Source organism: Akkermansia sp. (genome assembly GCF_020860705.1).
GTDB lineage: Bacteria > Verrucomicrobiota > Verrucomicrobiia > Verrucomicrobiales > Akkermansiaceae > Akkermansia.
The window spans coordinates 1-5,016 of the sequence record NZ_JAJBTT010000011.1; the positions used below are offsets into that span (position 1 = coordinate 1).

General features: G+C 57.5%; 5 protein-coding genes and 1 tRNA gene. 4 read left to right on the forward strand and 2 right to left on the reverse strand.

The genetic code is table 11. The annotated features are described in order from the left end of the window. Window positions 1-135: 135 nt before the first annotated feature. Window positions 136-210 (reverse strand) — tRNA-Met (locus LIO64_RS02280). 215 nt (window positions 211-425) lie between these two features. Next, on the reverse strand, window positions 426-983 hold the full coding sequence (locus LIO64_RS02285) for an NUDIX hydrolase (RefSeq protein WP_290547834.1): 558 nt from the start codon (window positions 981-983) through the stop codon (window positions 426-428). Window positions 984-1,278: 295 nt separating this feature from the next. On the opposite strand from LIO64_RS02285, the gene LIO64_RS02290 reads away from it, so the two are divergent. The 4 genes from LIO64_RS02290 (at window position 1,279) to LIO64_RS02305 (ending at window position 4,848) form a co-directional block, all read left to right on the forward strand. Beyond that, window positions 1,279-1,419 (forward strand): hypothetical protein, encoded by a 141-nt coding sequence (locus LIO64_RS02290; RefSeq protein WP_290547835.1) that lies wholly within the window; start codon window positions 1,279-1,281, stop codon window positions 1,417-1,419. A gap of 92 nt (window positions 1,420-1,511) precedes the next feature. Next, on the forward strand, window positions 1,512-2,918 hold the full coding sequence (gene dnaA, locus LIO64_RS02295) for a chromosomal replication initiator protein DnaA (protein WP_290547836.1): 1,407 nt from the start codon (window positions 1,512-1,514) through the stop codon (window positions 2,916-2,918). Between the two features lie 161 nt (window positions 2,919-3,079). Continuing rightward, window positions 3,080-4,015, forward strand: a complete 936-nt coding sequence (locus LIO64_RS02300; protein WP_290547837.1) for an ABC transporter ATP-binding protein — start codon at window positions 3,080-3,082, stop codon at window positions 4,013-4,015. A 50-nt stretch (window positions 4,016-4,065) separates the two neighbouring features. Beyond that, window positions 4,066-4,848: an ABC transporter permease subunit gene (locus LIO64_RS02305; protein ID WP_290547838.1), complete on the forward strand. Its 783-nt coding sequence runs from the start codon at window positions 4,066-4,068 to the stop codon at window positions 4,846-4,848. The last annotated feature ends 168 nt before the right edge of the window (window positions 4,849-5,016 follow it).

Here is a 5,016-nt window from a genome sequence, read left to right on the forward strand (position 1 = left end):
CAACTGATGAAAAACTACCTCAAATACCTCTTCCCACCGATTTTGGCGTTGACCCCTTCAATTCACTGATTTACAAAAAAAAATTGCGGGCAGCTTATCTCGTCTTGGAGAAGAAAGCTGCCCGCGAAAGGAAAATGGTAGCAGGGAGGTGATTTGAACACCCGACCAAAGGCTTATGAGTCCTCTGCTCTACCACTGAGCTACCCTGCCGTTAAGTGGTTGATGCCGTAAGGCGGAGAGATATTTAGCCCGGATTGGAAAGAATGTCCAGATTTTTTTATGGGGCAGGAGCATTTTATCACGACAGCCCGTTTCCCTATCCAGAAAAATCACTGATGATGAATTGTTCTTTCCACCCATTCATTCCAAGGAGTTGCCGTTCCCGGCTGTTTCCTGCGTCCGGACGCCTACGGCGCAGGGCATCCTTATTCCCCCGGTCCGGCGCCATTTACAGAGCGGGACAGGAAATAGAGGCCCATGAAGATTTTCGGGTCCACCACTTTTCCCTGCCCTATCTGGTCCATCAGCCAGCCATGCACCAACGGAAGGGGAATGCGGTGGACGGTGATGTTTTCCTGGTCCACTCCGCCGCCTTCCGATACCTGATGCAGCCCTTCCGCCAGATAGAAGGATACCATTTCCGTGGTCAGTCCGGGGGAGGAAGGACCTGTAAAGAGGCAGGTCCAGGCATCCGCCCGGTATCCGGCTTCTTCTTCCAGTTCGCGCCGGGCGGATTGCAGCGTGCTTTCCTCCCCTTCATCTCCGGAGATGCCGGCAGGCAACCCGATGGTCCATGCGTGAAGGGGAACCCGGTACTCTTCCACCAGCAGGAGTTCCCTTTCCTTCGTCACGGCCACCATCATGACGGCGCCATTGGCATTCACCCGGCGCACGTATTCCCACCTTCCCTCTTTCAAGAGTTCCAAAAATTTGCCCCGGCAGAGGGAATGGCACGTTTCTCCGGATTGTTCCATCTGTTTCATGATGCAGCCAAGTTAGGGTTCCTCCCGCCCCTTGTCAACCATGCGAACCGCCTCCTCCGGGAGCTCTTCCGGCACCGCTCCGGGTCAGTTCCTGTAAGTGCTTGATTTCCCGCGGTGTAATTGTTTCCTTTTCGTCACACAGGATCATAGATGCAAAATAACATATTGATAACAAACATTTTATATAGATACTCACAAGATATAATCAGGAGGACTAAATTATCGGGGGAAGCAAGACTAAAATATTTTTTGATGTGGAACCCCCGTGGAACGTAGCGCAGGGGAACGATGACTCATGCTGCTTCAAAAAGATATTTTTTCCTCCGACGCAAACCAGTACTTTGGCGCTTCCGTCGACCGGGGTGTCGAGCTGAAAGCGGATGAGTTCGCCTTCTCCATCCCGATGGACGCCATGAGCTGTCACGGCTGCGGATGAACCAAACCCGGTTCCATCCTCAGGCGGCCTCGTAGCGAGACGGAAGGCCGTCCGGCCCATTTCTAACCAGTAACATTTTTATTTCCATTACAATGACGCCACCATCCGAATTGTCAGCCACCTGGTCCAGGATCACGGGAGCCCTGCAAACAATTATGTCCCCGGAGGTCTACGGATTGTGGTTCCCCAAGTTTTCCCTGCTGGAGGATTCCGGAAAGACGCTGACGCTGGTGTGCGACGACCCCATGGCCGCCCTCTGGGTGGAGAACAGCTATACGCCGGAGCTGAAACAGGCCGCCATGCTGGCTCTGGGCACGGAACGCCAGGTGAAGTTCATTTGCGCGGACGAGGTTGCGTCCATGCCGGCTGCGGAAGGCCAGCCGCACAAGGCTTCCTCCCGGTCTAAAGCGCCGCAGTCCGGGGATTCCCCGGCCGCCCCGGCAAAAAAACAGCGCACTCCGGGAACCAGGGCCTGCCTGAATGACCTGTATACCTTCGATTCGTTCGTGGTTTATGAGGACAGCCGTTTTGCGTACAAGGCCGGCCTGTCCATCGCCCAGTCGGAACGGGCTCTGTTCAATCCCCTTTTCCTGTACGGAAAATCCGGCGTGGGGAAAACGCACCTGCTCCAGGCCATCGGCCATGAGGTGCTCCACCAGGATTCCTCCGCCAATGTGGTGTACGTCACGGGCGAACAGTTCGCCAATGAGTTCATTGACGCCTCCCGCACCCAGAACGGGCAGAGTTTCGCCAAATTGCGCCGCAAGTACCGCAAGGCGGACGTCCTGCTGGTGGACGACGTGCAGTTTATTTCCGGCAAGGAGAAGACGGTGGAAGAGTTCCTGCATACGTTTGACGAACTGTTCCACGCCCATAAGACGATCGTGATTTGCGCGGACGCCGCCGCATGCGATATTTCCAATCTGGATTCCCGCCTGGCGGCCCGCCTGGAGTCCGGCCTTACGGTGGAGTTGAATCTTCCGGACGACGAAGCCCGCCTGGAAATCCTGCGCAGCAAGCGCGACCGGGCCGGCATGAACGTGTCCGACGAAATCCTCGAGTTCCTGGCCAGCCGCATCCAGAAGAGCGTGCGCCGGCTGGAAGGGGCCCTGCTCCGCGTAGCCACCTTTACTTCCCTGTCCGGGGACATGCCGGATATCGCCAAGATCGAGCAGCTTCTGCGCGACATCCTCCGGGAGGAGAACAGCCGCATCCTGACCGTGGATTCCATCCAGAAGCGCGTGGCGGATTTTTATGAGCTCAAGGTGAGCGACCTGACCGGCAAGCGCCGTCCCAACAGCATCGCCTTTCCCCGCCAGATTGCCATGTACCTAAGCCGGCGCCTGACGGAATGCTCCTTGAAGGACATCGGCAACGCCTTCGGAGGCCGGGACCACGGCACCGTCATTCACGCCAATAAGCTGGTCGCCTCCCGCATGGAGGAAGACGTGCGCGTGCGGGACATCGTCCTGCGGCTGGAGGAAGATTTGAAGGAGTGAGTTCCTTCTCCGGCAGCGCCGCCAACCCTCACCGGAACCCTTCCCGTTCCCTTCCGGCGCATCCCGCCTTTCAAGCGGAGGCAACGCCTTCACAGCACAGGGGAGAATAAGCTTGAGACGGGAGCGGTTTGGATTAGAATCACCCTGTTCCCATTGATTCCATGATCCACGCCGACCAGCTTTCCAAAGAGTTTGGCCGCTTTCAAGCGGTAAAGAATGCCTCCTTTCAGATTGAAAAGGGGGAAATCGTAGGGTTCCTGGGGCCGAACGGCGCAGGCAAGACCACGACTTTACGCATGCTGACCGGCTACCTGCCCCCCACCTCCGGGACCGCCACCATTGCGGGGTTCGACATCGTTAAAAATCCCCTGGAGGCGCGCAAGCACCTGGGCTACCTGCCGGAACACGTCCCCCTTTACGACGACCAGCGCGTGACGGAGTACCTGAAGTTCCGCGCCAGGCTTAAAGGCATCTCTTCCAAGCAGATATGGCCTGCCGTCTCCAAGGTTGTGGAGCAGTGCGGCCTGGATCCCGTGCGCCGCAAGATGATCCGCACCCTTTCCAAAGGCTACCGGCAGCGCGTGGGCCTGGCGGACGCCCTGCTGGGAGAACCTGACCTGCTGATTCTGGACGAGCCCACCAATGGCCTGGACCCCAACCAGATCCGCCAGATACGGGAATTGATCAAAGGTCTGGCAGCCAATCACACCATTATTCTTTCCACCCACATTCTGAGCGAAGTGGAGATGATCTGCAACAAGGTCATCATTATTGACCAGGGAACGATCAAGGCGGCGGACACGCCATCCAACCTGACGGCCAACCTCCGCGCCGCCGGCAAGATTACGCTGGAGTTCCGCGGGGACCTGGCGCTGATCACGGAAAAGCTGGAAGGCATGGAACACGTGAAGAAGGTTATCCATGAAGGCACGGACGCCGACGGCTGGCATACGCTGACCGTACGCGCGGAAGCCGGAACGGATACCCGTGAAAAAGCTGCGCGCCTCCTTGCGGAACAGGGCTGCCCCCTGCGCCATATTTACCGCCACACCCCCACCCTGGAAGAGGTGTTCGTGGAAATGACCCGTAAAGATTAACCTCTCCATTCCGACTAAACCCGCCACCCCGCATTTTTCCTTTTCTCCCCATGTCTCCGGTACTCACCATTTTCAGAAAAGAACTCAGAAGCTACCTGATGACCCCGTACGGATGGGTCATCCTGGCCTTCGTCATGGCTTTGCAGAGCGTTTCCCTGTCCGGCACGCTGAAGGCGTTCCAGCTGGCCCCGCAGAAGGAAGGCATCCTGTTCTTCATCCTGCATTCCCCCATGTTCTGGTTTTATTTCCTGTTCATTTTCCCGCTGCTTACCATGCGTTCCCTGGCGGAGGAGGAGAAGACGGGCACGCTGGAATCCCTGCTGACCACGCCCATCAAGACATGGCAGGTAGTCCTGGGCAAATATTTTTCCGCGTACGCCTTTTATATCATCCTGTGGCTGCCCATGCTGCTGTACCCCCTGCTGGCGGACTGGTCCAACCTGCTCGTGCAGTGGATGTACGGGTATGACGCCGGCATGGTCATTCCCTACCGCCTGGCGGACTGGGCGGGGGCATACGCCATCCTGCTGCTGATCGGCGCCTGGTTCACGGCCATCGGCATTTTCGCCTCCTCCCTGACGGGGAGCCAGATCATTTCCGGCATTATCACGATCGGGCTGCTGATGCTGATTTTCTTCATGGGGCTGATTCCCGTGGTATGGGGGGAATTCCCTGCAGCGGGAATGTTCCACTATATGTCCTGCTCGGAACATCTGGACCGTTTTTCCGCCGGGTTGATTGATACGCGCCCCTTCGTGTTTTACCTGACCATGACTGTCCTGACGCTGGCCGTCACCATCCGCATCATTGACCACCGCCGCTGGAAGCATTGATTTTTACCCCGCCCCTTTCCTCTCACCCCTTTTCATAATTTATCTATGAGCGAAGCACCAGATAACCAAGCCGCGGCCCCGGAAGCCCCCCCACCCACCCAGCGCGCAGATCAACGCACACGGTTGGTCAGGGGGGGGAGGGGGGGTGGTGGTGAGCTGGTGGTGGGT